Source organism: Nocardioides sp. N13(2025), from assembly GCF_051912545.1.
In the GTDB taxonomy this organism is placed as follows: Bacteria; Actinomycetota; Actinomycetes; order Propionibacteriales; family Nocardioidaceae; genus Nocardioides.
In genome coordinates, this window is sequence record NZ_CP196809.1 from 1,340,328 (window position 1) to 1,365,278 (window position 24,951).

At 72.4% G+C, this 24,951-nt stretch carries 24 protein-coding genes; 9 read left to right on the forward strand and 15 right to left on the reverse strand.

Going from position 1 to position 24,951, the window contains the following annotated elements:
* The 7 genes from ACS3YM_RS06430 to ACS3YM_RS06460 form a co-directional block, all read right to left on the reverse strand.
* Positions 1 to 1,581 (reverse strand): Y-family DNA polymerase, encoded by a 1,581-nt coding sequence (locus ACS3YM_RS06430; RefSeq protein ID WP_439939244.1) that lies wholly within the window; start codon positions 1,579 to 1,581, stop codon positions 1 to 3.
* Between the two features lie 10 nt (positions 1,582 to 1,591).
* Complete coding sequence (locus tag ACS3YM_RS06435) at positions 1,592 to 2,269, reverse strand: hypothetical protein (RefSeq protein ID WP_439939245.1); 678 nt, start codon at positions 2,267 to 2,269, stop codon at positions 1,592 to 1,594.
* A 64-nt stretch (positions 2,270 to 2,333) separates the two neighbouring features.
* A complete protein-coding gene (locus ACS3YM_RS06440; protein WP_439939246.1) occupies positions 2,334 to 3,977 on the reverse strand; it encodes an ABC-F family ATP-binding cassette domain-containing protein in 1,644 nt (547 codons plus the stop codon).
* 40 nt (positions 3,978 to 4,017) lie between these two features.
* On the reverse strand, positions 4,018 to 4,965 hold the full coding sequence (locus ACS3YM_RS06445; RefSeq protein WP_439939247.1) for an ATP-binding protein: 948 nt from the start codon (positions 4,963 to 4,965) through the stop codon (positions 4,018 to 4,020).
* A gap of 55 nt (positions 4,966 to 5,020) precedes the next feature.
* Positions 5,021 to 5,794 carry a DUF2182 domain-containing protein gene (locus ACS3YM_RS06450; protein ID WP_439939248.1) on the reverse strand — a complete coding sequence of 258 codons (774 nt, stop codon included), beginning with the start codon at positions 5,792 to 5,794 and terminating at the stop codon, positions 5,021 to 5,023.
* Positions 5,795 to 5,796: 2 nt separating this feature from the next.
* Positions 5,797 to 6,402: a DUF1326 domain-containing protein gene (locus ACS3YM_RS06455; protein ID WP_439939249.1), complete on the reverse strand. Its 606-nt coding sequence runs from the start codon at positions 6,400 to 6,402 to the stop codon at positions 5,797 to 5,799.
* Positions 6,403 to 6,647: 245 nt separating this feature from the next.
* Positions 6,648 to 7,109 (reverse strand): SRPBCC family protein, encoded by a 462-nt coding sequence (locus tag ACS3YM_RS06460; RefSeq protein ID WP_439939250.1) that lies wholly within the window; start codon positions 7,107 to 7,109, stop codon positions 6,648 to 6,650.
* Between the two features lie 200 nt (positions 7,110 to 7,309).
* On the opposite strand from ACS3YM_RS06460, the gene ACS3YM_RS06465 reads away from it, so the two are divergent.
* The 8 genes from ACS3YM_RS06465 to ACS3YM_RS06500 all read left to right on the forward strand — a co-directional run bounded on the left by ACS3YM_RS06465 (position 7,310) and on the right by ACS3YM_RS06500 (position 16,871).
* Positions 7,310 to 8,308, forward strand: coding sequence for a zinc-binding alcohol dehydrogenase family protein (locus tag ACS3YM_RS06465; protein ID WP_439939251.1), 999 nt, complete (start codon positions 7,310 to 7,312; stop codon positions 8,306 to 8,308).
* Positions 8,309 to 8,435: 127 nt separating this feature from the next.
* The gene (locus ACS3YM_RS06470) at positions 8,436 to 8,846 is read left to right on the forward strand and encodes an Hsp20/alpha crystallin family protein (RefSeq protein ID WP_439939252.1); all 411 of its coding nucleotides are present in this window, start codon (positions 8,436 to 8,438) and stop codon (positions 8,844 to 8,846) included.
* A 2-nt stretch (positions 8,847 to 8,848) separates the two neighbouring features.
* Entirely contained in the window at positions 8,849 to 9,694 is an 846-nt protein-coding gene (locus tag ACS3YM_RS06475; protein ID WP_439939253.1) for an SPFH domain-containing protein, read from the forward strand.
* Positions 9,695 to 9,745: 51 nt separating this feature from the next.
* Positions 9,746 to 10,561 (forward strand): maleylpyruvate isomerase family mycothiol-dependent enzyme, encoded by an 816-nt coding sequence (locus tag ACS3YM_RS06480; RefSeq protein ID WP_439939254.1) that lies wholly within the window; start codon positions 9,746 to 9,748, stop codon positions 10,559 to 10,561.
* Positions 10,562 to 10,567: 6 nt separating this feature from the next.
* Positions 10,568 to 11,065, forward strand: a complete 498-nt coding sequence (locus ACS3YM_RS06485; RefSeq protein WP_439939255.1) for a VOC family protein — start codon at positions 10,568 to 10,570, stop codon at positions 11,063 to 11,065.
* Between the two features lie 63 nt (positions 11,066 to 11,128).
* The gene (locus ACS3YM_RS06490; protein ID WP_439939256.1) at positions 11,129 to 12,631 is read left to right on the forward strand and encodes a DUF3375 domain-containing protein; all 1,503 of its coding nucleotides are present in this window, start codon (positions 11,129 to 11,131) and stop codon (positions 12,629 to 12,631) included.
* On the forward strand, positions 12,628 to 13,386 hold the full coding sequence (locus ACS3YM_RS06495; RefSeq protein ID WP_439939257.1) for a DUF4194 domain-containing protein: 759 nt from the start codon (positions 12,628 to 12,630) through the stop codon (positions 13,384 to 13,386). The genes ACS3YM_RS06490 and ACS3YM_RS06495 overlap by 4 nt, the downstream gene beginning before the upstream one ends.
* Positions 13,387 to 13,388: 2 nt before the next feature.
* Complete coding sequence (locus ACS3YM_RS06500) at positions 13,389 to 16,871, forward strand: ATP-binding protein (protein WP_439939258.1); 3,483 nt, start codon at positions 13,389 to 13,391, stop codon at positions 16,869 to 16,871.
* Between the two features lie 31 nt (positions 16,872 to 16,902).
* Here ACS3YM_RS06500 and ACS3YM_RS06505 read toward each other — a convergent pair whose 3' ends face one another.
* From ACS3YM_RS06505 to ACS3YM_RS06540, 8 genes are all read right to left on the reverse strand, one after another.
* Positions 16,903 to 17,499, reverse strand: coding sequence for a malonic semialdehyde reductase (locus ACS3YM_RS06505; protein WP_439939259.1), 597 nt, complete (start codon positions 17,497 to 17,499; stop codon positions 16,903 to 16,905).
* Positions 17,500 to 17,575: 76 nt separating this feature from the next.
* Positions 17,576 to 19,057: an ABC transporter permease gene (locus tag ACS3YM_RS06510; protein WP_439939260.1), complete on the reverse strand. Its 1,482-nt coding sequence runs from the start codon at positions 19,055 to 19,057 to the stop codon at positions 17,576 to 17,578.
* 64 nt (positions 19,058 to 19,121) lie between these two features.
* Complete coding sequence (locus tag ACS3YM_RS06515; protein WP_439939842.1) at positions 19,122 to 19,802, reverse strand: ATP-binding cassette domain-containing protein; 681 nt, start codon at positions 19,800 to 19,802, stop codon at positions 19,122 to 19,124.
* Positions 19,803 to 19,890: 88 nt separating this feature from the next.
* On the reverse strand, positions 19,891 to 20,139 hold the full coding sequence (locus ACS3YM_RS06520) for a DUF2933 domain-containing protein (protein ID WP_439939261.1): 249 nt from the start codon (positions 20,137 to 20,139) through the stop codon (positions 19,891 to 19,893).
* Between the two features lie 128 nt (positions 20,140 to 20,267).
* Entirely contained in the window at positions 20,268 to 20,843 is a 576-nt protein-coding gene (locus ACS3YM_RS06525) for a hypothetical protein (protein WP_439939262.1), read from the reverse strand.
* Between the two features lie 69 nt (positions 20,844 to 20,912).
* Positions 20,913 to 21,551 carry a DUF305 domain-containing protein gene (locus tag ACS3YM_RS06530; protein WP_439939263.1) on the reverse strand — a complete coding sequence of 213 codons (639 nt, stop codon included), beginning with the start codon at positions 21,549 to 21,551 and terminating at the stop codon, positions 20,913 to 20,915.
* A 101-nt stretch (positions 21,552 to 21,652) separates the two neighbouring features.
* Entirely contained in the window at positions 21,653 to 22,159 is a 507-nt protein-coding gene (locus tag ACS3YM_RS06535; RefSeq protein WP_439939264.1) for a DUF6153 family protein, read from the reverse strand.
* 26 nt (positions 22,160 to 22,185) lie between these two features.
* Positions 22,186 to 24,615: a heavy metal translocating P-type ATPase gene (locus ACS3YM_RS06540; protein WP_439939265.1), complete on the reverse strand. Its 2,430-nt coding sequence runs from the start codon at positions 24,613 to 24,615 to the stop codon at positions 22,186 to 22,188.
* Between the two features lie 200 nt (positions 24,616 to 24,815).
* On the opposite strand from ACS3YM_RS06540, the gene ACS3YM_RS06545 reads away from it, so the two are divergent.
* Entirely contained in the window at positions 24,816 to 24,947 is a 132-nt protein-coding gene (locus tag ACS3YM_RS06545; protein ID WP_439939266.1) for a hypothetical protein, read from the forward strand.
* Positions 24,948 to 24,951 lie beyond the last annotated feature (4 nt).

Genomic DNA, 24,951 nt, shown 5'->3' on the forward strand with positions numbered 1-24,951 from the left:
CTAGTCATAACCCGCCTCCAGCGACCAGCCGTCGGGCGCGCGCAGCAGGAGCCAGGCGCGGCCGTCGGCGCCGACGACCTGGAAGCGGGCGCTCGGCCCGGTCCCGCCCGACCACCAGCCCTCGTCGGTGGGCCACGGCCCGGCCCACGCGGTCACCGGCTGCCAGGGGAGGCCCTGTCCGTCGGGGGCGCCCCCGACCCGGAAGCGGCGCGGCTCACCGCTGACGACGCCGCGGTCGGTGACCCGCACCTCGCGGCCCGCGTCGTCCACGACCTCGGCGGCGGGCGGCGTCGCGAACACCCGGACCGGCGCGGGTCCGGGCACCCGGCCCGGCCACGGCCGGTCCACCGGGCGCAGGTCGACGGCGCGCTCGCCCCACGGCACCAGCGCCTGCCGGGCCGACGGGCTGCGGCCGCCCTGCAGCACCGGGCGGCGTACGGCGTCGAAGCCGACCATGCCCTGCACCCGGGCGACGCCTCGCTCGACGAGGTCGTCGGACGCCGAGCCCCACAGCGCCTCGCCGTGCGCGGCGGCCGGCTCGACCACGGCGGGGACGAACCGGATCCGCTCGATCGGGGAGCGCACCTCGCCGGACTCCTTGCGGGCCCGGAGGGCTCCACCCAGGCTGGCCGACTGGAGCTGCCAGTGGACCCGGTCGACGAGGTCGCGGGCGCTGAAGTGCCGGGGGTGCAGCCACTCGCGCGAGGAGCAGACGACGCCGTCGGACTCGGCCTCGACCCGCACGCCGGTGGCGACGAGCTGGTGGTGCGCCAGCTGGGAGACGAACCGCTCGGCCGTGGTGCGCACGCTGAAGGTGATCGCCTCGACCGAGTCGAGCGGCGGCTCGAAGACCACGTCCGCGTCGAGCTCGGGGGGCGGGGTGCGGGCGGCGAAGAGCGCGCGGTCCTCGCCCCTGGCCCGACGGCGGACCGCGGCGCCGTGGGCCCCGAGCCGGTGCTCGACGGCGTCTGCCGGCAGGTCGGCGAGGTCGCCGAGCGTGCGGAGCCCGAGCCGCTGCAGCAGGCCGACCAGCTCCCGTCCCCGCGGCCCGTCGTCCTGCAGCACGTGGACGGGCAACCCGCGCAGGAAGGTGGCCGACCCTCCCTCGGGGACGACCACCCACGACTGCACGTCGGCGGTGCGGGCGGCCTGCTCGGCAGTGAAGAGGTCGTCGGCGATGCCGACCCGGACGTCCCAGACGCCGCCCTCGACCAGCGCCTGGCAGGCGGTGGCGGCGGCCTTGGTCTCCGTGCCGTACCAGCTGCCGGGCGCGCGGACCGCGAGCAGGCCGGGGCGCAGCGCGGCCACCCCGGGGCGCAGGTCCTCGATGATCGCGAGCACCGGCTCGAAGGCCCGGGCGTCGCGGTCGGGGTTGGCCGGCAGCAGCACCAGCTCGGGGCAGCGGGCCTGCGCGTCGCGGCGGCGCTGCCCCCGGCGTACGCCCTCGGACCGGGCAGGGCCGTTGCACACCTCGACGACGTTGGCGGAGAGGACGGCGGCGGGGGAGCGTGGCGACCGCTCGGCCTCGACCAGCGCGGCGACCACCGACCAGTCGGGGCACCACACGACCATGACCCTCATCGGACGGCCCTCATCCGGCTCTGCCGTCCACTGGCTGCTGGATCTCGTGCACCTCCCGGGCGAGCCGGTGGACCCCGGGCCAGGTCAGGTCCGCGCGCTGCGGCGGCCGCGCCCCACGACGTACGACGACGCGGGCGCGCCGCTCCTGCAGGTCGCCCCCGCCGGTGCCCGGACCGCTCCAGGAGGACTCCTCGACGCTCACCCGGGCCGCGACCCGCGGCCAGTCGCCGTGCACCACCAGCACCGCGGAACGGGTGCGCAGGCGGGAGTCGAGGATGCCTGCGGTGCGCTCGCTCACGGAGGCAGGTGGGCGCAGGACCACCACCCGGAGCACGTCGACCAGGGCGGCGGTCACCTCCAGCCAGTGCTCGCCGGGGTCGGGCACCAGCACTGTGCGCGACAGCTCGATGCCCAGCTCCGCAGCGGCCTCCGCGCCGAAGTCGGTGCAGCCGGCGAAGCCCACCCACTCGCCCGCGCGCGAGGCTCCCGCGGCCAGCGCGAGCGCCAGCGACGCGGAGTCGACGGCGTAGGTCGACCCCGCGTGCAGGGGCACGATGTCGGACAGTCCGGGCAGGGTGGGCACCGGCTCGCCCGCGGACCTGTGCTCCATCGCGGCCACCCGCTCGCGCAGCTGCTCGACCACCGAACGCCCCGGATCGAGCGCGGCGACGGAGCGGGCGGAGGACATGGCCCCATCATCGAACACGTGTTCGAACGAGTCAAGAAGCGCCCTCGGGCGCAGCGCCCGTCAGTCAGACGTGACGCACCACGACCTGGCCCCCGTCGACCTCCCAGCGCTGGTCGAGCCGGACGTTCTCCAGCAGGCGGCGGTCGTGGGAGACGAGCAGCAGCGCACCGTCGTACGACGCCAGGGCTTGCTCGAGCTGCTGGATGGCCGGCAGGTCGAGGTGGTTGGTGGGCTCGTCGAGGACGAGCAGGTTGACTCCCCGGGCCTGCAGCAGCGCCATGGCCGCGCGGGTGCGTTCCCCGGGGGACAGGCGGCCGACCTCGCTGGTGACGTGGTCGGCCTTCAGCCCGAACTTGGCTAGCAGGGTGCGCACCTCGGCCTGCGTCAGCTCCGGGACGGCGGCCTCGAAGGCGGCACCCAGCGGCAGCGTGTCGTCCAGGGTCATGCGTGCCTGGTCGATGATCCCCACCGCGACGGAGGCACCGAGCGACGCCGAGCCCGTGTCGGGCGCGATGTGACCGAGCAGCAGTCGCAGCAGCGTGGTCTTGCCGGCGCCGTTGGGGCCGGTGATGCCGATCCGGTCACCCGCGTCGACCTGGGCGGAGACGGGCCCGAGCCGGAAGTCACCCAGGCGGACGGTCGCTTCGTTGAGGGTCGCGACCACCCCGCTCGAACGCGGCGCGGCGGCGATGTCGAACTGCAGCACCCACTCCTTGCGCGGCTCCTCGACCTCCTCGAGGCGGGCGATCCGCGACTCCATCTGGCGCACCTTCTGCGCCTGCTTCTCCGAGGACTCGGTGGCCGCCTTGCGGCGGATCTTGTCGTTGTCGGGGCTCTTGCGCATCGCGTTGCGCACGCCCTGCGAGCTCCACTCGCGCTGGGTCCGGGCCCGCTGCACCAGGTCGGCGCGGACCCCGGCGTACTCCTCGTAGGCCTCGCGCGCGTGGCGCCGGGCGATGGCCCTCTCCTCGAGGAACGCGTCGTAACCGCCGTCGTAGACGGTGACCTGCCCCTGCGCGAGGTCGAGCTCCACGATCCGGGTGACGCAGCGCGCCAGGAACTCCCGGTCGTGCGAGACGAGCACGACCCCGCCGCGCAGGCCCTGGACGAAGGACTCGAGCCGCTCCAGCCCGTCGAGGTCGAGGTCGTTGGTCGGCTCGTCGAGCAGCACGACGTCGAAGCGGCTGAGCAGCAGCGCGGCCAGGGCCACGCGGGCGGCCTGGCCGCCGGACAGCGCCGTCATCGAGGCGTCGGGTCCGACGTCGAGACCGAGGTCGGCGAGCACCGGTGCGACCCGGTCGTCGAGGTCGGCCGCACCGCTCGCCATCCAGCGGTCGAAGGCGATCGCGTAGGCGTCGTCGGCGCCCGGCTCGTCGGAGCCCAGCGCCGCCGCGGCAGCCTCCATCGCCTCGGTCGCCGCGGTGGCTCCCGTGCGTCGCCCGATGTACTGCCCGACCGTCTCGTCCGGCACCCGCTCGTGCTCCTGCGGCAGGAGCCCCACGAAGGCGTCGCGCGGAGCGCTGCTCACGGAGCCGGCCAGCGGCCGCACCGCTCCGCCCAGCAGCGAGAGCAGCGTCGACTTGCCGGCACCGTTGGCACCGACGACGCCGATCACGTCCCCCGGTGAGACGGTGAGGTCGAGGCCCTCGAACAGGATGCGGTGACCGTGTCCACCGGACAGGTCCTTCGCGACGAGCGTGGCGGTCACGGCGGGAGCCTAGTGCCCGGCCGGGCGATGCCCTCGATCGTCAGCCTGCGTCGGATCGCCAGTCCGCCCAGGTGACCGGCGCGGCGCCGCGCGTCGCCTGCGCGACGATCTCGTGGGTCATCCAGGCGCGGAGCTCCTGCACGTCAGGGGGTGAGGCCAGGGTGAGCAGCCGACCGTCGCGGCACAGCTCCTCGGCCCGGATGACTGCTACGTGGAGCTGCGAGACCAGCTCGCTGAACTCGCGCGGCATGGCCATGTCGATGTCGACCACGTCCCTGCCCTCCGCCCGGGCGCGCTCGGCCGCCCGGCGGCCGGTGAGCCGGGCAGCGGTGGGGGAGACGAGGAGGCCGCGGATCTCGCGGGCGAGCGCGGCGGACTCGCGGTTGTCCTGGTCCACCGACAGCAGCTGCAGCTCGCGGACCAGCTCGTCGAGGTGGCGGTCCTGCTGCAGGCTGAGCTCGACCGGGCAGGCGGCGAGCCGCACCATCACCCACCCGGGTGGCAGCTCCTCCGTCACGGGGTGGTCGGGTGGGAGCTCGGGGTGCGGCGCGGGTGGGGCCGGCGCGACCTCGTCAGGGTCGGCGAGGTCCGCCCACACGTGCTTGCCGCGGGTGGTCTCGTCGACGCCCCAGCGGTGGGCCACCATGCCCACGATGGCGAGGCCGCGACCGGTGGCGTCGAGCTCGATCCACGTCGCGTCCTCGGCCGTCGGCGTACGCGCCTGGACGACCTCGGCGCCGAGTGGTCCGTCGTCCTCGACCGAGACTCGTACGCCGTCCTCAGTGCGCTCGAGGGTGACGTACATGAACTCGGCCCCCGCGTGCAGGGCGACGTTGGTCGTGAGCTCGCTGGCCACGAGCTCGGCCGCGTCCGCGAACCGCCCGTCGCCCCACGCGTCCAGGCCGTCGGAGATGAAGCGGCGCACCCCCGCGACACTGGCCGCGTCCGCGGCCAGGCGTACGTGCAACCTCCCCGGCGCACCGCCCATGAGGGCAGGCTAGCGTCCGCGGCGGTGACGCGCACCGAGTGCGCGTCGAAAGCCCTCACATGCCCATGTCGCTCGACTGGTCGACGGGATCGAGTCCGGGGACCAGGTCGGGGTGTGAGGGGACGACGAACGCCAGGGCGATCAACGCGACCCCCGTCGCCATGGCGAAGCGACGTCCGTGCCGCCAGAGCTTCTCGATCGCGATGGCGACCGCGATCAGGACCATCCAGCCGACGTTCATCACCCCCATGACCACCAGCACCACCATCAGGCCCCAGCAGCAGCCGACGCAGTAGGTGCCGTGGCGCAGGCCGACCTGCAGGTCGCGGGTCCGGCCGCGCAGGGCGCTGTACGTGAGGAACAGGCCGATCGGGGACCGGCAGTGGCGCAGGCAGAGCTCCTTCGCCGGGGTCAGCTGGTAGAGGCCGGCGACCGCCAGCGCCGCAGCACCGACGTACGGCGCCTGGCCCGGGTGCTCGTCCACCAGCCAGCCCCCCGCGCGTGCCAGCACGTAGCCCGCGAGCCCGAAGGTCGTCCACGCCAGCAGGTAGCCACACACCAGGGCGGCCGTCCGCAACGCTCGTACGCCGCGCGGCTCGGCGGAGAGTCGCCGGAGGTACAGGGCGGCGACCGGTGAGACCGACGCGAGCATCATCGCCGCCATCATCAGCGTCCAGACGGCGAGGAACGGGACGAGGCCCATCCCCATCGTCCCCGGGCCGACCTCCATGCCGCGGGCGAGCAGCACCGTGCCGACCGCTGCACCGGCCGCTGCGAGCACGAGCGCACCGACGGCGGGCGAGACCTTCGCCGCCCGCTGGTCGAGCACCGTCAGCCGGACCAGGCGAAGGGTGCCGAGAAGGAGTTCTTCCCGGTCGTGTCCCAGGCCATCCCGAAGGCGTTGACAGAAGCCTTCGTGGCGGTGCCCACGGCGAGGGTGTCCGCCGGGAAGCCGACCCCGCTGATCCGCACGCCGTTGCCGGTCGGATCCATGGGGGAGACGAAGTCCTCGACGGCGAGGTCGACCATGTCCCCGACGGTGACCCGGTGGCTGAAGCCGTCGTCCGCATAGCTGATCGCCGCCGGACCGCCGCCGACCATCTCGCCGATCAGTGGCGAGAGGTCCGCGAGCGGGCCGCCCGCCTGGCCTCCGAAGATCGCGTTCAGCGCGTCGGCCTGCTCGTCGCTGGCACCGTCGTCGGTGAGCAGCGCGGCCTTCCAGCCGCCGTCGGTCATCATCTTCGGTGCGTCGGCGACCATGCAGACGTTCAGTCCCGAGAGGTCGACCTCGCCAGAGCTGCCCGACTCGATGTGGAACGCCAGCACCACCGTGCAGCGATCGGCGTCGGCAGCGTGGGTGAGCCCGGACGCCGAGCACGGGCAGACCATGTCACAGCTGCAGTTCTCGAAGTATGTTCCAGCGATTTCCCAACTCATTGTCTGTCTCCTGGGTGATGCCCCGTCATCACTTTTCTCCTGTGCCGGAGAGGTGTCAACGGAGGAATCCGAGCGGTATGGAGCGGGTTTCGCCTCGACCCGGACCGGCGTCGACGAGCTCGGCGAGCCGCTTGTGGTTCCTGCCGCGCTCGGGTGCCGTCAGGGGAGCTCTCGACCCATCCCGGTGCGGCGCCACCTCTCTCGTCACCCGCGAAGACGGCCGCGCGCGGCCTCGGCCGAGGTGGTCAGCGGCCGCCACTGTCGGCGGACGCCGCGGCTTCGGCGGCGGCGAGCATGTCGGTGAAGGAGGTCCGGAGCATCCTGTCGATCACGGGACCGGTGAGTCGGCCGAGCGGGCCACCCCTGGGCACGTAGGTGTAGTCGAACGTGGCCAGCGTCCCTCCGTCCTCGGGCTCGAGCACGAGGCTGGTCTCGGCCCGGCCGAACGGCACCAGTGGGCTTGCGTGGTTCGAGGTGTCGATCCGGTGACCCTCCTGCCAGGCCGTGACCGTCTCGTCCATGCCCCCGACCGGCTTCAGGTCGACGTGGCGCCGGGCGCCGACACCACTCGTCTGAGTGCCGATGGCCCTCGTTGCTCGCAGGCCGGTCCAGTGGGCTGCAAGGTTCGGGAAGTCGGCGAAGACTGTCCAGACGGGCTGCGTCGGCACCGCCATGTGCCGTCGGACCGTGAGGTGGCGTTCGTTCATGGGAACCACTCCGGTGGCCGGCCGGGAGGCAGGGCGCCGGCCACCACCATCGTCGCGCGGACCCTCGGGCAGGCGCAAGCGTCGTACGCCGTGAACGACGGCGCTGGGCCGAGACCGCCCCCGTCCAGAGGACAAGGTCCCTCGCCCGGGCCGGTCGCACGACCCTGTGCTTCGGTCGGCGCCCGCGGGAGGGTGGATCCGTGGAGGCCTGGGTGGTGAGCGGTCGACCGGGCGGCCCGGGTCGGGTGGAGCGGGTCGACCTCCCGGCTCCGGTCGCCGGCCCGGACGAGCTGCTCGTGCGGGTGCGCGTGTGCGGCGTGTGCCGGACGGACCTCCACCTGGCCGACCTCGAGCTGGTCCCGCGGTCGCCGAGACGCGTGCCGGGCCACGAGGTGGTCGGACTGGTGGTCGGGGTCGGGGACGGGGTCGAGGGATGGCAGCCGGGCGACCGGGCCGGCATCGCGTGGCTGCGCTCGACCTGTGGGACCTGCCGGTGGTGCCGCTCGGGGCGCGAGAACCTCTGCCGCGACTCGCGCTACACCGGATGGGATGCCGACGGGGGCTTCGCCGAGTACGCCGTCGTGCCGGCGGACTTCGCCTACCGGCTGCCGGACGGCATCCCGGACGAGGTCGCCGCGCCGCTCCTGTGCTCGGGGATCATCGGCTTCCGCGCGCTGCGCCGGGCCGCGGTCCCGGACGGGGGACACGTGGGGCTCTACGGCTTCGGCGCCAGCGCCCACCTCACCGCGCAGGTCGCCCTGGCCACCGGCCTCCACGTCCACGCCTTCAGCCGCGAGCCAGCCGCGCGCGCCCTGGCGCTGGAGCTGGGAGCGGACTGGGCCGGTGACGTCGACGACGTGCCTCCGGTGCCGCTCGACGGGGCCGTGCTGTTCGCACCCGTCGGCACGCTGGTGCCCGTCGCCCTGCGGGCCCTCGACCAGGGCTCGACGCTCGCGGTGGCGTGCATCCACCTCACCGACGTCCCCGCGCTGGACTACCAGGCCCACCTGTTCCGCGAGCGCACGCTGACGAGCGTCACTGCCAACACCCGAGAGGACGGCCGCGAGCTGCTGGCGCTGGCCGGCACCCTGGGGCTCCACCCGCGCACCACGACGTACGACCTCAGGGAGACCGACCGGGCTCTCGAGGACCTGGCCTCCGGCCGGGTCACCGGTGCCGCGGTCGTGCGGGTCTGCTGATCCCGGCGCGGTCCCGGGCCGGTCGGCAGGTGGGTCCGGTGCTTCCGGCTCTGCTGCGCGCCGCGAGCCCGGCCGAGGATCGAGGTGACAGGCAACCAGGCACGAGAAAGGCACGCAGATGGCACTCATGACGCGACGGAGCACCAGTCCTCTCGCCGAGATGATGGATTGGCTGGAGACGATGACGCCGTTCCGCCCGTCCGGCGGCGTGGGCTTCATCCCGATCGAGGCCTTCCGCGAGGACGGCAACTACGTCATCCGTGCGGACCTCCCCGGCATCGACCCCGAGAAGGACGTCACCGTCACCGTCGACGACGGCTACCTCGTCATCCACGGCGAGCGGCGCGAGGAGGAGCACGACGAGCACCACAGCGAGGTCCGGTTCGGCTCCTTCAGCCGGCGGGTCCCGCTGCCGAAGGGGTGCACGGAGAAGGACGTCAAGGCGACCTACGCCGCAGGCGTGCTGACCGTCTCGCTTCCCGCCGTCGGCGAGGTCCCCGAACCGACCCGCATCCCGATCGCGCGCACCGGGGACTGACGATGGACGTCCTGCTCGGGGTCGTCCTCATCGTGGTGGTCGTCGCCGTCACCCTGCTCGCGCTGTCGATCCGGGTGGTCAAGCAGTACGAGCGCGGGGTGCTGCTGCGGTTCGGCCGCCTCCGCGGCGTCCGTGACCCGGGGCTGCGCTTCATCATCCCCTTCGTGGACGTGCTGCGGCGCGTCTCCCTCCGCACCGTCACGATGCCCATCCAGTCGCAGGGGATCATCACCCGGGACAACGTGAGCATCGACGTCGCGGGCGTGGCGTACTACCACGTGACCGATGCCGAGAAGGCCGTGCTGGCCATCGAGGACGTGGCGGCGGCGGTCAATCAGATCGCCCAGACCACGCTCCGCAACGTGGTCGGCCAGCACAGCCTCGACCAGGCCCTGTCGGAGACGGACGGGATCAACGTCAACATCCGCGAGATCCTCGACCGGACCACGACCGAGTGGGGCGTGATGGTGACGTTGGTGGAGCTGAAGGACATCCAGCTGCCCGAGAGCATGAAGCGGGCGATGGCCCGGCAGGCCGAGGCCGAGCGGGAGAAGCGGGCGAAGATCATCGCCGCGGAGGGTGAGTCCGCCGCGGCCGCGGCGCTGGGGGAGGCCTCGGACACGATGATGGCCCACCCGCTCGCGCTGCAGCTCCGCAACCTCCAGAGCCTCGTCGAGATCGGCGTGGACAAGAACACGACGGTCGTGTTCCCGGCGCCGCTGATGAGCACCATCGGGGACCTGGGCGCGTTCCTGCAACGGGAGGTCCGTGCCGCGGCGAGCGACCCGGGCGCGGCGCCGGCCGGTCCGGTGGTCGCGCCACTGGAAGCGCGACGCGCGCAGGTATAGCGTCAAGTTGAAGACGCAACCACAGCGTGCTCCGGAACGGAGGCGATGGGCATGACCACGTGGAACGCGATGACGCCGGAGGCCAAGGACACGATCCTGCGCGTCGTGCGTGAGGAGGCAGGGCAGTTCTTCGAGCTGGTCGACAGCGACGCCGCATGGGAGGCTCCCACGGGCGCCGGTCACTGGCAGGTCCGCGACCTGGTCGGCCACCTCGTGGACACCACGGAGGCCTACTTCGTGTCCTTCGACGCGGCTCGCAACCAGGAGCAGGTCGACGCCGCCTACGGCCTGCCGGGCATGGGGCAGCGCTGCGACGAGATGGCGCAGGCGTTCCGGTCCGTCCCGCGCGCCGAGCTGGTCGGGCGCGCACGCGCGGACTTCGACGCCATGATGAAGATCTTCGAGGGCCTCACCGACGAGGACTGGACCGACCTGCAGGTCCCGCACTTCTACATGGGACCGCTGCCGGCCTTCTTCTACCCGGCCTTCCAGCTGATGGACTACGGCGTGCACTCCTGGGATGTCCGCCAGGGCACCGGCCGCGCCCACGGCCTCTCCGGTGAGGCGGCCGACCTCCTGACGCCGTTCATGTTCGTGCTGTGGCAGTACACCAGCAACGCCCTGTCGACAGAGGGCCCCTACGAGGTCGGCATCCGGATCACGTCGGGCCCCAACGCGGGGGAGACCCGCATCTCGCTGACCGAGGACGGGTTCTCGTACGCGCCGGGCGACGTCGAGGACCTGACCGTCCTCGAGTTCGACCCCGGGAGCTTCGTGCTCACGGCCTTCGGTCGCAGCAACTCCGGCACGATCAGGGGCGACCGCGCGGTCGCCGACCGCTTCTTGAACACCTTCTTCAGGATCTGAGCGCCCATGACCGACATCGACCTGACCGCCATCGACGCCGAGCGGGACCGCATCCGTGCGGAGTACCTCCAGCCGGAGGACTCCCGCCCGGCCTCCAGCGCGCGTGGCCTCCACCACTTCGCCGTCGTCGCCCGCGACGTCGAGGAGACCATCCGGTTCTACCAGGGGGTGCTGGAGTTCCCGCTGACGGAGATCTTCGAGAACCGCGACTACCGGGGCTCGAACCACTTCTTCTTCGACATCGGCCACGACAACCTGCTGGCCTTCTTCGACTTCCCGGGCCTCGACGTCGGGCCGTACGCCGAGGTGCTGGGCGGGCTGCACCACATCGCCATCTCGGTCGAGCCCGAGCGGTGGGAGCGGCTCAAGGGCAACCTCGAGGCCGCGGGGGTGGACTACGTCGAGGAGAGCGGGACGTCGATCTACTTCCGCGACCCCAACGGCGCCCGGCTCGAGCTGATCGCCGACCCGCTGGGGGAGATGTACGGCACCAAGGTGCTGTAGCCCGGGACCCCTTTGTCATGCTTGCCCACCGAACCAGGGCGAGGACAGAGCGGGGGACCGGCAGTGAGCGAGATCGCGGGCGAGCTGGCGCGCGTGAAGGGGGCCTTCGCGCAACCGACGCTGACCCTCCTCCACCAGCGACAGGCGCCGGTCGTGATCACGATCTTCCGCACGGCGTTCGGTCGCAACAACCAGCCGATCCCGACCGCCCGGCTGCACACCCAGGTCGAGGAGCACCTGGCCGAGATGCGGCTGGCAGGGGAGCAGGACGTCCCGGCCGGCAGCGGTCGCGAGATCTGCCAGCGCTGGATGCGCGGCCAGTGGCTGGTGCGGTCGCTCGACGAGGCCGGCCACGAGGTCTATGCCCTGACCTCGCACGCCCAGCAGGCGCTGGAGCTGGTGAAGAACCTGGCCCGCGACCGCGCCACGCTCAGCGAGCACCGGGTCGCCACCATCCTCGGCACCGTGCGCCGCTTCAACTCCGAGGCCAACCCCGACCGGACCGCACGCGTGACGATCCTCAACGAGGAGATCGCCCGGCTCCGCACCGAGCGCGACCGCCTGGTGGACGGGGGCGACCTCGACGGGGCGACCGAGGACTACATGCTCGAAGGCTTCACCGAGCTGCTCTCGCTGATCTCCGCGCTGCCGAGCGACTTCGCCCGGGTCGAGGAGCGGTTCGCGACCATCCGCACGGAGATCCTGTCGGCGTTCCGGGCCGAGGACCGCCCGGCCGGTGAGGTGATCGACGACTACCTGGCGCGCGCCGACGCGCTGATGACGGCCACGCACGAGGGCCGTGCCTTCGAGGGTGCGTTCGCCCTGCTGCGCGACGACGCGCTGGTGACCCAGCTGCGCGAGGACCTGACGGCGCTGCTCGAGCACCCGCTGTCGGATCGCATCCTCAGCGACGCCGACCGCGCCGAGCTCCGCGGCACCGTACGGCTGGTGCGCGACGGCCTCGACCGGGTGCTCGCCCAGAGGTCGCGGGTGACGGCGACCCTCAAGGAGTACATCGTCTCGCACGACGCGGCTCGCGACCGTCAGCTCGAGCAGACGCTGCGTCAGGTCGAGGCCGAGCTCATGACCTGGATGGCGACCACCGGGCCCCGCGCCGTCCACGACGTCGCACTGCTCCCCGCCCGGGCGGGCATCGAGCACCTCCGGGAGCGGTTCCACGACCCGGCCGACGACGTGCTGCCCGACCGCATCCACACGCCCGACCCCGCCCTGGCGCCCCCCGTCTCGCTCGCCGAGCTGGTGGCGCAGGGCGGGCCGAAGCTGGCGTCCCTGCGCGAGCGCCTCGACGCGGTGATGACCTCGCTGCTCCCGGTCGGCTCGCTCGGCGCCCTGTTCGACGAGCTGGAGCCGTCACTGCGCAGACCGGTCGAGATCTTCGGCCTGCTGCACCTCGCGGCCGACCGTGAGTGGCTGGCCGAGGAGGCCGTGGAGGCCTTCGCCGCGGTGCGCCCCGACGGCAGCAGGCGCACCTTCGCCGTGCCTCGTACGCCCCTGCCCGACCCCGACCTCGACCACACCCAGCGACAGACGGAGCCCCGCGCATGAGCCTCGACACGAGCGCCGAGACCGGACCCGAGACAGACGTCGAGCTGGTCGACGACGAGATGGTGGACGGGACCTCCGTCTCCCTGTTCGAGGGCGACGAGGGCGGCCTGGAGTACTCCCAGCGCCGTGTGCTGGTGACGCTGCTCAAGCAGCGCTTCATCAGCGCCCGCACGCATCCGCGGGACTGGACGGTGCTCGTCGAGCACGAGCGGCTCATCCGCTCACGGCTCAACGACCTCTTCCTCGACCTGATGGTCGACCGGGCCCGTGAGGTCGCGTGGAAGCGGCAGGCGACCTCCGAGACCGGCAGCCGCTTCCCGACGATGCTCTACGACGCCGCGTGGTCGCGCGAGGAGACGCTCGTGCTGGTCCACCTGCGCGACCGGCTGCGCGCCGGGCTCGCGAGCGGCGACGCCCGGGTCTACATCGACCGCGAGGACATCGTCGGCTACGTCGCCAGCTTCCGGCCCTCGCACGCGACCGACGTCGCCGGGGACGAGAAGAGGGCGCGCAACGCCGTCGCGAGCGTCGTCAAGGCGGGGCTGCTGATCCCCTCCGGCAACGACGAGCGCTTCGAGATCAGCGAGGCCGTGGAGCCGCTGATCCCGCTGGAGCTCCTGCAGGAGCTGCTCGAGGCGCTCCTGGCCGCCAACAGCGGCGACGCGCCGCCCGAGCCCGAGGAGCCGGCCGACCTCTTCGACGACGACGCGGACCCGGACGGCACGACCGCCGGCGAGACCGCAGGGGAGATGTGAGCATGTCCATCGACGAGATCGAGCAGGCCGTGGACGACGGGCTCTTCGAGCAGAAGCACGTCGCCACGCCCGCGGACGACACCATGCAGTGGCGCGCGACGCTGCTGCAGATCGTCAACTGGGGCGGCTTCGGCGGCCTCACCGTCGTGCCGCTGCGCGGCGACGCCACGATGATCTCCGGCGCCTCCGGCGTCGGCAAGAGCACCATCCTCGACGCCTACACGGCGCTGATGATGCCGTCGGACACCAAGTTCAACGGCGCGTCCAACGACGCCGTCGCGGGCCGTGCGCGGGGCGCCGGGCAGCGCAACCTGCTGTCCTACCTGCGCGGCGCGGTCGACGTGGTCGACGACCCCCGGACCGGGCGGCCGGTCGAGAAGCTGCTCCGCGGCAAGGGCTCCGACACCTGGGGCGCGATCGCGATGACGTACGTCAACGACCGCGGCGGCCGGTTCACGGCGCTGCGCACCTACTACGTCCCACGACGAGCCACCCGCTCGAGCGACGTGCAGATGCAGCTGGCCACCCAGGAGGGGGCGCTGGCCCTCGACGCCCTCGAGGTCGCCGTGCCCGAGCGGTTCCACGCCAACACGCTCAAGAAGCTCTTCCCCGGCATCCGGGTGCACCGGACGTACGCCGAGTTCGCCGCGGTCCTGCACGCGCGCCTCGGCATCGGCGCGAACGGCGACGGCGCCAAGGCGCTGCGGCTGCTGGCCCGCATCCAGGCGGGCAACCAGGTGCGGAGCGTCGACGAGCTCTACAAGGACATGGTGCTCGAGCGCCCCTCCACGTTCGCCGCCGCGGACCGTGCGATCGAGCACTTCGACGACCTCGACACGGCCCACTCCGCGATGCGCACCGAGGAGCAGAAGCTCGAGCTGCTCGGCCCGATCACCGCCCTGCACGACCGCAAGGTGGCGGCCACGCGCCGGCTCGCGGAGCTCGACTCCTACGGCGTGACGCTGGGCGGTGACACGCCGCTGCGGATGTGGTTGCTGCGCACCCACCTGCGGCTGATCGAGAGCGCCGTGGTGGACAACCGCGCCCAGCGCGCGGCCGCGGGCGACGAGCTCAGCGCGACCACGTCCGCGGAGCGCACCCACCTCGCCGACCTCGAGGCGGCCAAGGAGTCGCACCGCGCTGCGGGCGGCGCGACCCTGCAGTCCCTCGCGCTGTCCCTGGAGCAGGAGCAGGTCGTGCGGGAGGACCGGCTCGCACGCCGATCCGTCCTGCAGGAGCGGCTGCTCCCGCTGATCGACGCCACCGACGCGCAGGCGCCCGACATCGAGGCCGCGCTGCTCTCGAGCGAGGCCTTCGCCGTGCTCCAGCTCCACGCCCAGCAGTGGCTGGCCGGCTGGCAGCGCGAGCAGGAGCGGTTCCGGCGCGAGCGCGACGCGGTGCTCTGCGGCCAGTTCCCGCTCAGCGAGCGACAGTCCTCGCTGCGTCGCGAGCGCGCGTCGTTGGAGGGCCGCGCCGGCCGGATGCCCGCCCGCATGCACGAGCTGCGCGCGGAGGTCGCCCAGGTGAGCGGGCTCGGCGTCGACGAGCTGCCGTTCGTCGCGGAGCTGATCGACGTGGCGCCCGACGAGGCTCGGTGGCGCACCGCGATCGAGACGGTCCTCGGTGCCAGTGCCCGGATGATGCTCGTCCCGCTGGACCGGCTGGACGACTTCTCCTCCGCGATCGACGGACTGCGGCTGCGCGGCCGGCTCACCTTCGAGGGGGTCGAGCTCGACCTCCCCGACCCCGGTCCGGCCGATCCCGAGCGGGTCGCCGGCAAGCTGGTCTTCCAGGACTCGCCCTTCACCGGGTGGGTGCGGGCCCACGTCGAGGAGCCGTCCCGCAACGCCCTGTGCGTCGAGTCCGCCGACGGCCTCACGGGTGCGGGCTACCGCGTCACCCTCGCCGGGCAGACCCGCAACGGCCGCCGCGGCGCCCACGGTCGAGGCGACACCCGCAACATCATCGGCTTCTCCAACGCCGACGCGATGGCCGAGCTCGACGCCGAGCTCGCCGACCTCGAGGAGCGGCTCGACGCGGTTACCGCCGAGCTCGGCCAGATCGACCAGCGCTCACGCATCCTCGAGCAGCAGCGCACGTCGTACGACGCGGTCGCCTCCGCGCGCTTCGACGACTTCGACGTCGACGGGAGTGACCGCCGCATCGCCGACCTCGAGCGCCGCCGCGCCGAGATCCTCGACTCCGACGACGGGCTCCAGGCGCTCGAGGCGCAGATCGCCGACCTCACCGCGCGGGTGGAGGAGACGCGTCGCGCCCGCTACGGCGTCGAGCAGCGGCAGCGCGAGCTCAACGCCACGCACGCCGAGCTCGTCGACGCCGAGGACGACGTCAAGGACCGGCTCCAGGCGATGGAGGCCGACGGCAGGGTCGTGCTCGACGAGGACCAGGAGGCGGCGCTGGCAGCGGACTTCGCGGCCGCCGCGGCGCCTGCCGACCCCGACGACCTCGCGCGGTTCGCCGAGACCTCCCAGCGACTCGCCCAGCGGCTGCGCGACGCGGTCACCGACGCCGAGGCCGAGCTCCATCGGGTCGACGACGACCTCGTGCAGGTGTTCCGCGTCTACAAGTTCCACTGGGACTCCCCGAACCTGGGCACCACCGCGGACGCCTACCCCGACTACGCCCGCATCCTCGACGACATCCGCGGTGAGGGTCTGGCCGCACGCCGGGCCGAGTGGCGACGTCGGCTCACCGAGTGGAGCGGGCAGGACCTCGTCCCCCTCGTCGGCGCGATGGCCGCCTCCATCGAGGAGATCGAGGACCGGCTCGAGCCGATCAACGCCATCCTGCGCCGCCTGGAGTTCGGCGCCTCGGGCGACCGGCTCCGGATCAGGCTGCGTCGGCTCGCCCCCGCCCACGTCCAGGTGTTCATGAAGGACCTGCGCACGCTCTCGTCCGGCTCCACCAGCGAGCTGGGCGAGGAGGCCCTCGAGAAGAGGTTCGCCGAGCTCAGCGCCTTCATGCAGCAGCTGCGCAAGCCCAGCCAGGTCGGCGAGGCAGCCGCGTCGCTGACCGACCGCGACCGGCTGCTCGACGTACGCCGTCACGTCGAGATCAGCGCCGAGCGCTACGACCACACCACCGGTGAGCTGCGTGCGACCTACCGGACGCTGGGGGAGAAGAGCGGCGGTGAGAGCCAGGAGCTGGTCGCCTTCATCGTCGGCTCAGCTCTCCGCTTCCGGCTCGGCGACGAGATGCGGTCACGGCCACGGTTCGCCCCGGTCTTCCTCGACGAGGGCTTCGTGAAGGCCGACTCCGAGTTCGCCGGCCGTGCCGTCCAGGCCTGGCGCGGCCTGGGCTTCCAGCTCATCGTCGGCGTCCCGCTCGACAAGGTCACCGGTCTCGAGCCCCACATGGACGAGCTGCTCGCCATCACCAAGAACAGCACCACCCACCAGTCCTGGATCACGCCCATCTCCGACATCGACGCTCGCGTCGAGGCGGGCGGCGGCGCGACGGGGTGACGTCGTCGACCGGCGCTCTCGTCGCCGGGGGTCAGGCGTCGAGCACGACCTCGTCGTGCTCGAGGCGGGGGAGCCGGTCGTACCAGGCGTTCTCGCCGGGGCGGCCGAGATTCACCACGAGCAGCGACCTCAGGTGCGTGCCGGCGAAGAACTCTGCGTCGAGCGCGTCGGCGTCGAAGCCGCCCATGGGCCCGGCGGCGAGCCCGGCGGCACGGACACCCATCAGGAAGTAGCCGATCTGCAAGGTCGCGTTGAAGCGCGCCGCCTGCTCCCGGCGGACGGGATCGGCGAAGGCGTCCCTCGCGCCGGGGAAGTGCGGGAACGTGCGCGGCAGGTGCTCGTGGAAGTCGGTGTCCGCCGCGAGGATCGCGACGAGCGGCGCGTTCGCCGTCTTGTCGCGGTTGCCGTCGGCCATCACCTTGAGCAGCCGCTCGCGAGCGTCGCCCTCGCGGACGAGGACGATGCGCAGCGGCTGGTTGTTCATCGCGGTCGGGCCGTACTTCACGAGGTCGTAGATGGCGGCGACCTGCTCGTCGGTCACCGGCTCGTCGGTGAACGTGTTGGCCGATCGGGCGTCGCGGAAGAGGAGGGCCTGGGCCTCGGGGGGCAGGGCGAGGGAATCCGTCATGACGGTTGCAACGACGGTTGAGCATTCAATCAATCCGAATGGACCGTGATGCCGCTCACCTCGGCCCGCCCCGCCGCTACGGTGTGGAGGCTCGGCTGTTGAAGCGGTGCATGATCAGGGCGACGAGGGTGGCGAGGCCCACCAGCCAGCCGAGGGCGACGAGCACGGAACCGGACTCGTCGAAGGTGCTGGTCAGGGCTGCGTCGTAGAGGACCCTGCTGGCGCCGTAGCCGGGCAGCAGGTGTGCCAACGTCGTGAGTTCCGGGTTGAGCATCGGGCTCTGCTCGATGGCGAGGTCGAGGAACGGGATGAGGAACGCGACGAGGACCCCGCCGACGCGCCCGAACGCCCACCCGATCAGGACTCCCGCGAGTGCGTAGGTCAGGGCGATGAGCAGGTTCGCGGCGGCGTAGGGGCCCCACTGGCGTGGCTCGAAGAACACCGCAGTGACCGCCAGCGACGTGGCGGTGACGACCACGGCGAGCAGGACGACGGTGGCAAGCCGGGCCGCGAGCAGGCTGACCGGCCGGAACCCGGCGAGAGCGAGGCGCCGGTCAGCAGTGCGTGCTCCCAGGGCGGTGAACAGGCCGACGACGGCGGCCAGCGCGCCGACCGAGATGGGGGCCATCAGGCCCGGGTGGGTGTCGGGGAACCAGAACGTGGCAGTCACGTCCCGGCCGGCTTCTCGGACCGTCATCGTCTCGAAGCCGTCGGGCGTGGTGACCGCTGACAGGGCGACGAAGAGGGCCGGGACTGCGACGAGGAGCGCCCACAGGACCCGGTTGCGGCCGACGTCGCGCAGGCAGATCCGGGTGCCGACGGCGAGCTGTCCGACAGCTGAGCCGGATCGGGCGGGTGCGCGAGGCCGAGCGGTGCGGCTGACGGTTGCGACCACCGCCCAGCTGAGGAAGACGGCGACGACGGTCCAGGCGAGCGCCCATCCGAGGTCACCGGGACGGCCGGAGTGCCCGGAGGGCTCGTCCATCATCCACAGGCTCAGGTAGTGGGTCGGGAAGAGTCGGGACACCAGTGTGTCGGCCGGCCGGAAGGCGGGACCGAGGACGACGTCGACGAGCCACACGAACAGGACGAGCACGGTGCCGTTGACGGGATCGGCCACCAGGGCGCCGATGAGTGCGCCCAGGGCGAGGTAGACCGCCGCGAACATCAAGGTCGCGGCGGCCACCCGGAGGGGGTGCTCGAGGCCGCCGACTCGTACCACCAACGTCGCGTACGAGGCAGCCGCGGCCACGAGCGCGAGCAGGGCGCCGGTCACCATGCGCCCGAGGACCAGTCGCGACGACGGCAGTCCAGCGAGCACGAGGCGACGGTCGGCGGCCCGGGCCGAACGCACCTGGAAGTACATCGCGACCGCGGCGACGAACCCGGCCGTCCAGCCTGCGGTGGTCGTTTCTGCCTCTGGTCCACCTTGTCCGCCGAGGAGCTCTCCGGCGTCGGTGATGACTCCGCCCACGACGGCGACGAACACGACGGGGACGACGACGAGCAAGGTGAGGGTCAGGCGGTTGCGGGCAGCCTCTGCGACGAAGCGACGCACCAGCAACCCCGGGCCGCCACGTGGAGTCCCGGTCGTCGTAGCCGATGCGGTGTCCATCGGAGGCTCACTCGGTGCTGCGCTCGGTGCCGGCCCGGGGGATCGACGGGTTGTCGGCGTGGGGTGGCCGTACGTGGGCCGTGCCGTCGTGGAGCTGGATGATGCGGTCGAAGCGGTGCTCGTCGACGACGAAGTGGCTGATGATGAGCACGCTGCGTCCGGCGGTGCGACGGTCGGCGACGAGGTCCCAGAACCGGAGGTAGGTGTCGAAGTCGAACCCGGCGTACGGCTCGTCCAGGAGCAGGACCTCGGGGTCGGCGAGGAGCGCGAGGCCGAGGTTGAGCTTGGACAGCGTGCCGCCGGAGAGCCGGTCGGCCCGGGTGGCGGCGTACCGCTCGAACCCCAGGGTCTCGTAGAGGCGGCGGCGGGAAGCGCGTTCGTCGACCGGCCGCATGCGGTAGGCGTGGCCGAACAGCTCGAAGTGCTCGTCGCAGGTGAGCCGTTCGTAGACGACGGGCTCCTGCGGACAGTAGCCCAGCCGGCCGATGTGGTCCACGGTGCCGGCGTCGGTCGCGAGCTCGCCGACGAGGATCCTCATCAGGGTCGACTTCCCCGACCCGTTCTCGCCGACCAGCCCGGCTACCTCGCCCGGGTAGAGCTCGAGGTCGGCGCCCCGCAGCACAGGTTGGGCCCGCCTGGCCGGCCAGATGCCGCGCCGGTAGGACTTCTCGATGCCGGACGCGGTCATCAGCGCCCGTCCTTCCGGCGCAGCCGGCAGGCCGAGCGGCTGCGCAGGTGGTTGGCTGGCCGGGTCGAGGCGCGTGGTCATGACGACCTCAGCGGTGCGGCGGGTGCTGCTCGTCGGAGCGGTCGTGGGGCTGCCCGGTGCTACCCGCACCGTTGCCGTGCATCCCGTGCATGCCACCCATCATGAGCATCATCATCAGTGGACAGAGGAGCGCGATGCCGACGACGGCGAGGGTGCCGGCGGGGACGCCGACCCAGAGCGCGCCGACGATGGCGATGGCAGCTGCGATCGCGTACATCCCGAGGTTCGGGTTGCGTGTCTGGTGGGAAGTGTTCATCGTCCTGCTCCTTCCGTGTCCTGGGCGCACTGGTCCTCCAGCAGTCCGTGTCCTCCATGGTGCCGGTGGATACCCCCCGGGGGTAGGGCCATGTGACCCTGGGCACAGGGACACCCGAGCCGGTCGGGTCAGGGGACGGTGAGCTCGATCTGCTGGTCGGGGGCGAACCGGAGGTCGGAAGGGTCACCGGGCATGCGGGTGCCGTTGCTGGTGACGACCACCTTCTTCCCAGGCCGGGCGCGGACGCCTCCGACCTGGGTGGGCGTCAGGGCGACGCCCCACTGGGTGAACAGCTGGCCGAGGGTGAACACCTCGCCGACCGTGTGGGCCTCGATGTGGATGGTGCCGTCGCCCTCGTGGGTGTGGACTGCGGACATGGCGCCGGTGGTCGGGTCGACGCCGATGCCGGGCGGTATGGGCACCTGCTGTCCGTCGATGGTGATCGTCAGGTGGGGGTGGTAGTGCTCGGCCGTCCCCATCGGCCCGAGGTCGAGCCCGGCGGCAGCGACCCGCGCGGGTACGTCGCCTGGCGCGGGCCACGGCGGGAGGGACGTGCCGTCGGGCGCTGCCCCTGTCGAGCTCGAGGGGCTCGAGCCGGCCGGGCTGGTGGGGACGTCGGTCGCGGTCGAGGCGTTGCTGCACCCGGCGAGGGCGAGTGCCAGGGCGATCGTGGCTGCGGCCACGATGGGGGCGGGGGTCTTCACAGGGCTCTTCTCCTGCATGTCGGCATGGGGGCGGACGCCACCGCTGCCGGTGGCGTCCGCCGCGCGGGATCAGGACTCCAGGAGGCCCTTCATGGTGCCGATCTCCTGGTTCTGCGCGTCGATGATCTGGCCGGCGAGGTCGACGGCGTCCTTGAACCGGCCGTCCTCCTGCTCGGCCTCCGCCATCTCGACCGCGCCCTCGTGGTGCTCGATCATCATCTGCAGCCACATGTCCTGGAACTGGTCGTCGCCGGCGTTCTCGAGCTCGTCGATGTCATCGGCGGTCATCATCCCCGGCATCTCGTCGTGGTCCATCCCGTCCATGTTGTCGGACATGTCGTCCATGTCGTGACCGCCGTTGACGTGGTCGCGCATGGTCGCGGGGACGTCCTCGCCCCAGCTGGTGAGCCAGTCGGCCATCGTCTCGATCTCCGGGGCCTGGGCCTCGCGGATGTCCTCGGCGAGGGCCTGGACCTCAGGGTCGAGGGGCCGGTCGAGGGTGAGGTCCACCATGGACAGGGCCTGGGCGTGGTGGGTGATCATGTCGCTGGCGAAGGCGACGTCAGCGTCGTTGTGCTCGGTCGTGCTGACCTCGGCCTTGCCGGCCGCGTCGGCGGTGTCGTCGCCGCAGGCGGTCAGGCCGGCGCCGAGGGCGAGGGTGAGCGCGATGGCGCCGAGCGCGCGCGTGCGGGTCTTGGTCGTGTGCATCAAAGCTCTCCTGGTGTCAGGTGTGGGTGGTGGGCATGCGACGGCGACACCCGTCGTTGCTCTGCCTCGAGGACAGCGGTGACGGGCGGCCGCAGGGCCTGTCAGCACCTGATGACGGAGAACTGCCACTCGTGGGGCGGGCCGGTGCCGCGCACCCATTGCAACGCGCGGATGCGTACGGCTGCCGGCCGGAACGCGGCGGGCAGCACCGGCCGGAGGAGGCCGCCCACCAGGAGCACGAGCAGCGTCAGTGCAACCGCCGCGAGCACGACCACGCAGAGCACGACCATGCTCGACTGGTGGTGCCACGAGCCGGAGTCGGAGCCGGCCACCCGGTCCGGCGGGCGGGCGTCCGCCGCGTGCGCGTGCTCCTCGTGGGAGGCGTCTGTCGACATCGCTGCCACGTGGGCGGTGGCAGCGTCCGACACGCCCGCCGAGGCTGCGGCCACTGCCGGCGTGCCGTGGCTGGCGACGGCGTGCATGCCGAGGATGCCGACGACGAGGGCCACCACCAGGGCGCCCAGGATGGCGCGCCCGCTGACGCGCCCGGCCGCAGGCGCCCGCAGGAGGCTGCGGGCGCCTGGGGAGGACGCGGGCACGGAGGTCATCGGCTTCGATGCTACGGGTGGAGGGGTCAGCCCAGTCGCTGGGTGCGGAGCCGGAGCGCGTTGACGATCACGCTGACCGAGGACAGCGCCATCGCGGCAGCGGCGATGACCGGGGACAGCAGCCACCCGAACACCGGGTAGAGGACGCCGGCGGCGATGGGGATGCCCGCGGTGTTGTAGCCGAACGCCAGCACGAGGCCGCGGCGGACGTTGCCCATGACGGCGTGGGAGAGCTGGCGCGCGTGGGCGATGCCGTTGAGGTCACCGCGCAACAGGGTGACCCCGGCGGACTCGATGGCGACGTCGGTGCCGGTGCCCATCGCCAGGCCCACGTCGGCGGCGGCGAGCGCGGGTGCGTCGTTGACGCCGTCGCCGGCGAACGCCACCACCCGACCTTCACTGCGGAGCTTGGTGACGACGTCGGCCTTGTGGTCGGGGAGCACCTCGGCCTCCACCCGGTCGATCCCGAGCCGGCGCGCGACTGCCTCTGCGGTCACCAGGTTGTCGCCGGTGAGCATGATGACCTCGATGCCTTCCTTGCGGAGCGCGGCGAGAGCTGCCGGGGTGGTGTCCTTGACCTGGTCGGCGATCCCGATGACACCCGCGGGGGTGCCGTCGATGGCGACGAGGACCGCGGTGGCCCCGGTGCGACGCAGCTCGTCGGCCTGCCCGGAGAGGGGCCCGGGGTCGATGTCCTGCGACGTCAGGAACCCGGCGGTGCCGATGAGGACCCGGTGGCCCTCGACGGTGCCGAGGACGCCCTTCCCGGCGGGCGCGTCGAAGTCGGCCACGTCGGGCAGTGCGCGTCCGCCCGGCCCGGCGTCGTCTGCGGTGTCGGCCAGGTCGGCCTGGGCCTTCTCCACGATGGCGCGGGCCAGGGGGTGCTCGGACGCGTTCTCCACCGCGGCCGCCAGCCGCAGCAGCTCCCCTGCGGTGAGGTCGCCGTACGCGTCGGCGGTCTCGACGGCGACCACAGCCGGCTTGCCCTCGGTGAGCGTGCCGGTCTTGTCGACCACGACCGTGTCGACCTTCTCCATCCGCTCGAGTGCTTCGGCGTTCTTGATGAGCACGCCCATCTGGGCGCCGCGGCCGACGCCGACCATGATCGACATGGGCGTGGCGAGCCCCAGCGCACACGGGCAGGCGATGATGAGGACGCTGACCGCGACGACGAGGGCGTGGGCCAGCTTCGGGTCGGGCCCCACGAGGGACCAGACGATGAACGCGAGCACGGCGACGCCGATCACGGTGGGCACGAAGACCGCCGAGACCCGGTCCGCGGTGCGCTGGATGGGCGCGCGCGAGCGCTGGGCCTCGGCGACCATGTTCACGATGCGGGCCAGCATGGTGTCGCGGCCGACGGCGTTCGCGCGGACGAGGAGCGCGCCGGTGGAGTTGAGGGTGCCGCCGATGGCGTTGTCGCCGACGTCCTTGGTGACGGGCATGGACTCACCGGTGACGAGGGACTCGTCGACGGCGGATCTGCCGTCCTCGACGAGCCCGTCGACCGGGACCTTCTCGCCGGGGCGCACACGGAGCAGGTCACCGATCTGGACCTGGTCGAGGGTCACCTCCTCCTCGGTGCCGTCGTCGAGGACGCGGCGTGCGGTCTTCGGGGAGAGGTCGAGGAGGGCCTTGATCGCCCCGGAGGTCGCCTCCCGGGCGCGGAGCTCGAGGACCTGGCCCAGGAGGACCAGGGTGGTGATGACGGCCGCGGCCTCGAAGTACACCTCGACGGCGCCGTCCTCGCGGAACGCCTCGGGGAAGATGCCGGGCGCGAGCGTGGCGACGACGGAGAACAACCAGGCGACGCCCGTGCCCATCGCAATGAGCGTGAACATGTTGAGGTTGCGGGTGCGCACCGACGCCCAGCCGCGGACGAAGAACGGCCAGCCCGCCCACAGCACCACGGGGGTGGCGAGCGCGAGCTGGGTCCAGGCCGACGCGGTCGCGGACACGTTGTCGTGCAGCCACGGGATGAGGTCGCGGCCCATGCCGAGGATGACGACGGGGACGGACAGCGCGACACCCACCCAGAAGCGGCGGGTCATGTCGCGCAGCTCCTCGGACGGCCCGGTGTCGGCGCTGACGACGACGGGCTCGAGCGCCATGCCGCAGATCGGGCAGGTGCCGGGCCCGTCCTGGCGGATCTCGGGGTGCATCGGGCAGGTGTACTCGACCGTCTCGCCCTCACGCGGCGTCGGCGCGGTGTTCATCCGGGTCCCGTGACCGGCGTGCTCGTGCCCGGCGTGCTCGTGCCCGGCGTGCTCGTGCCCGGCGTACTGCTCGGGTGCGGCGACGAAGGTGGCCTTGCAGCCGGCGGAGCAGAAGTAGAACCGCTCGTCGTGGTGGTCGGCCGTGTGCTCCGTGACGGTCGGGTCGACGCTCATCCCGCACACCGGGTCGGTGACCTGGTGCGCGGTGGTCATGTCCGGGTGGTGGGGGTGGCTGGTCATGGTTCCACTATACCCCCGGGGGGTATGTAGTCAAGGGTTGTCTGCACCTTGCCGACCAGCCGCCCGCGGGTGACCAGCGCCCGCCAGGCGATCAGCCCGGCCATGGGCAGCGACGCTGCCTCGTTCCACGACAGGTGCGGCGCGCGCAGCTCGAAGCCGTCCCTGACGAGGAGTGGCGGGCCTTCGCCGAGGACGGCGGCATGTCCGATGACCTGGTGGCGCTGCTCGATGAGTGGTTCCTCAGCCTGGTGCCGGTCGGGCGCGAGCTGATGCGTCTCCTCGAGGAACGCGGGTGGACTGGCTGGACCCGGCTGGAGCGGACCCCGAGATGAGCAC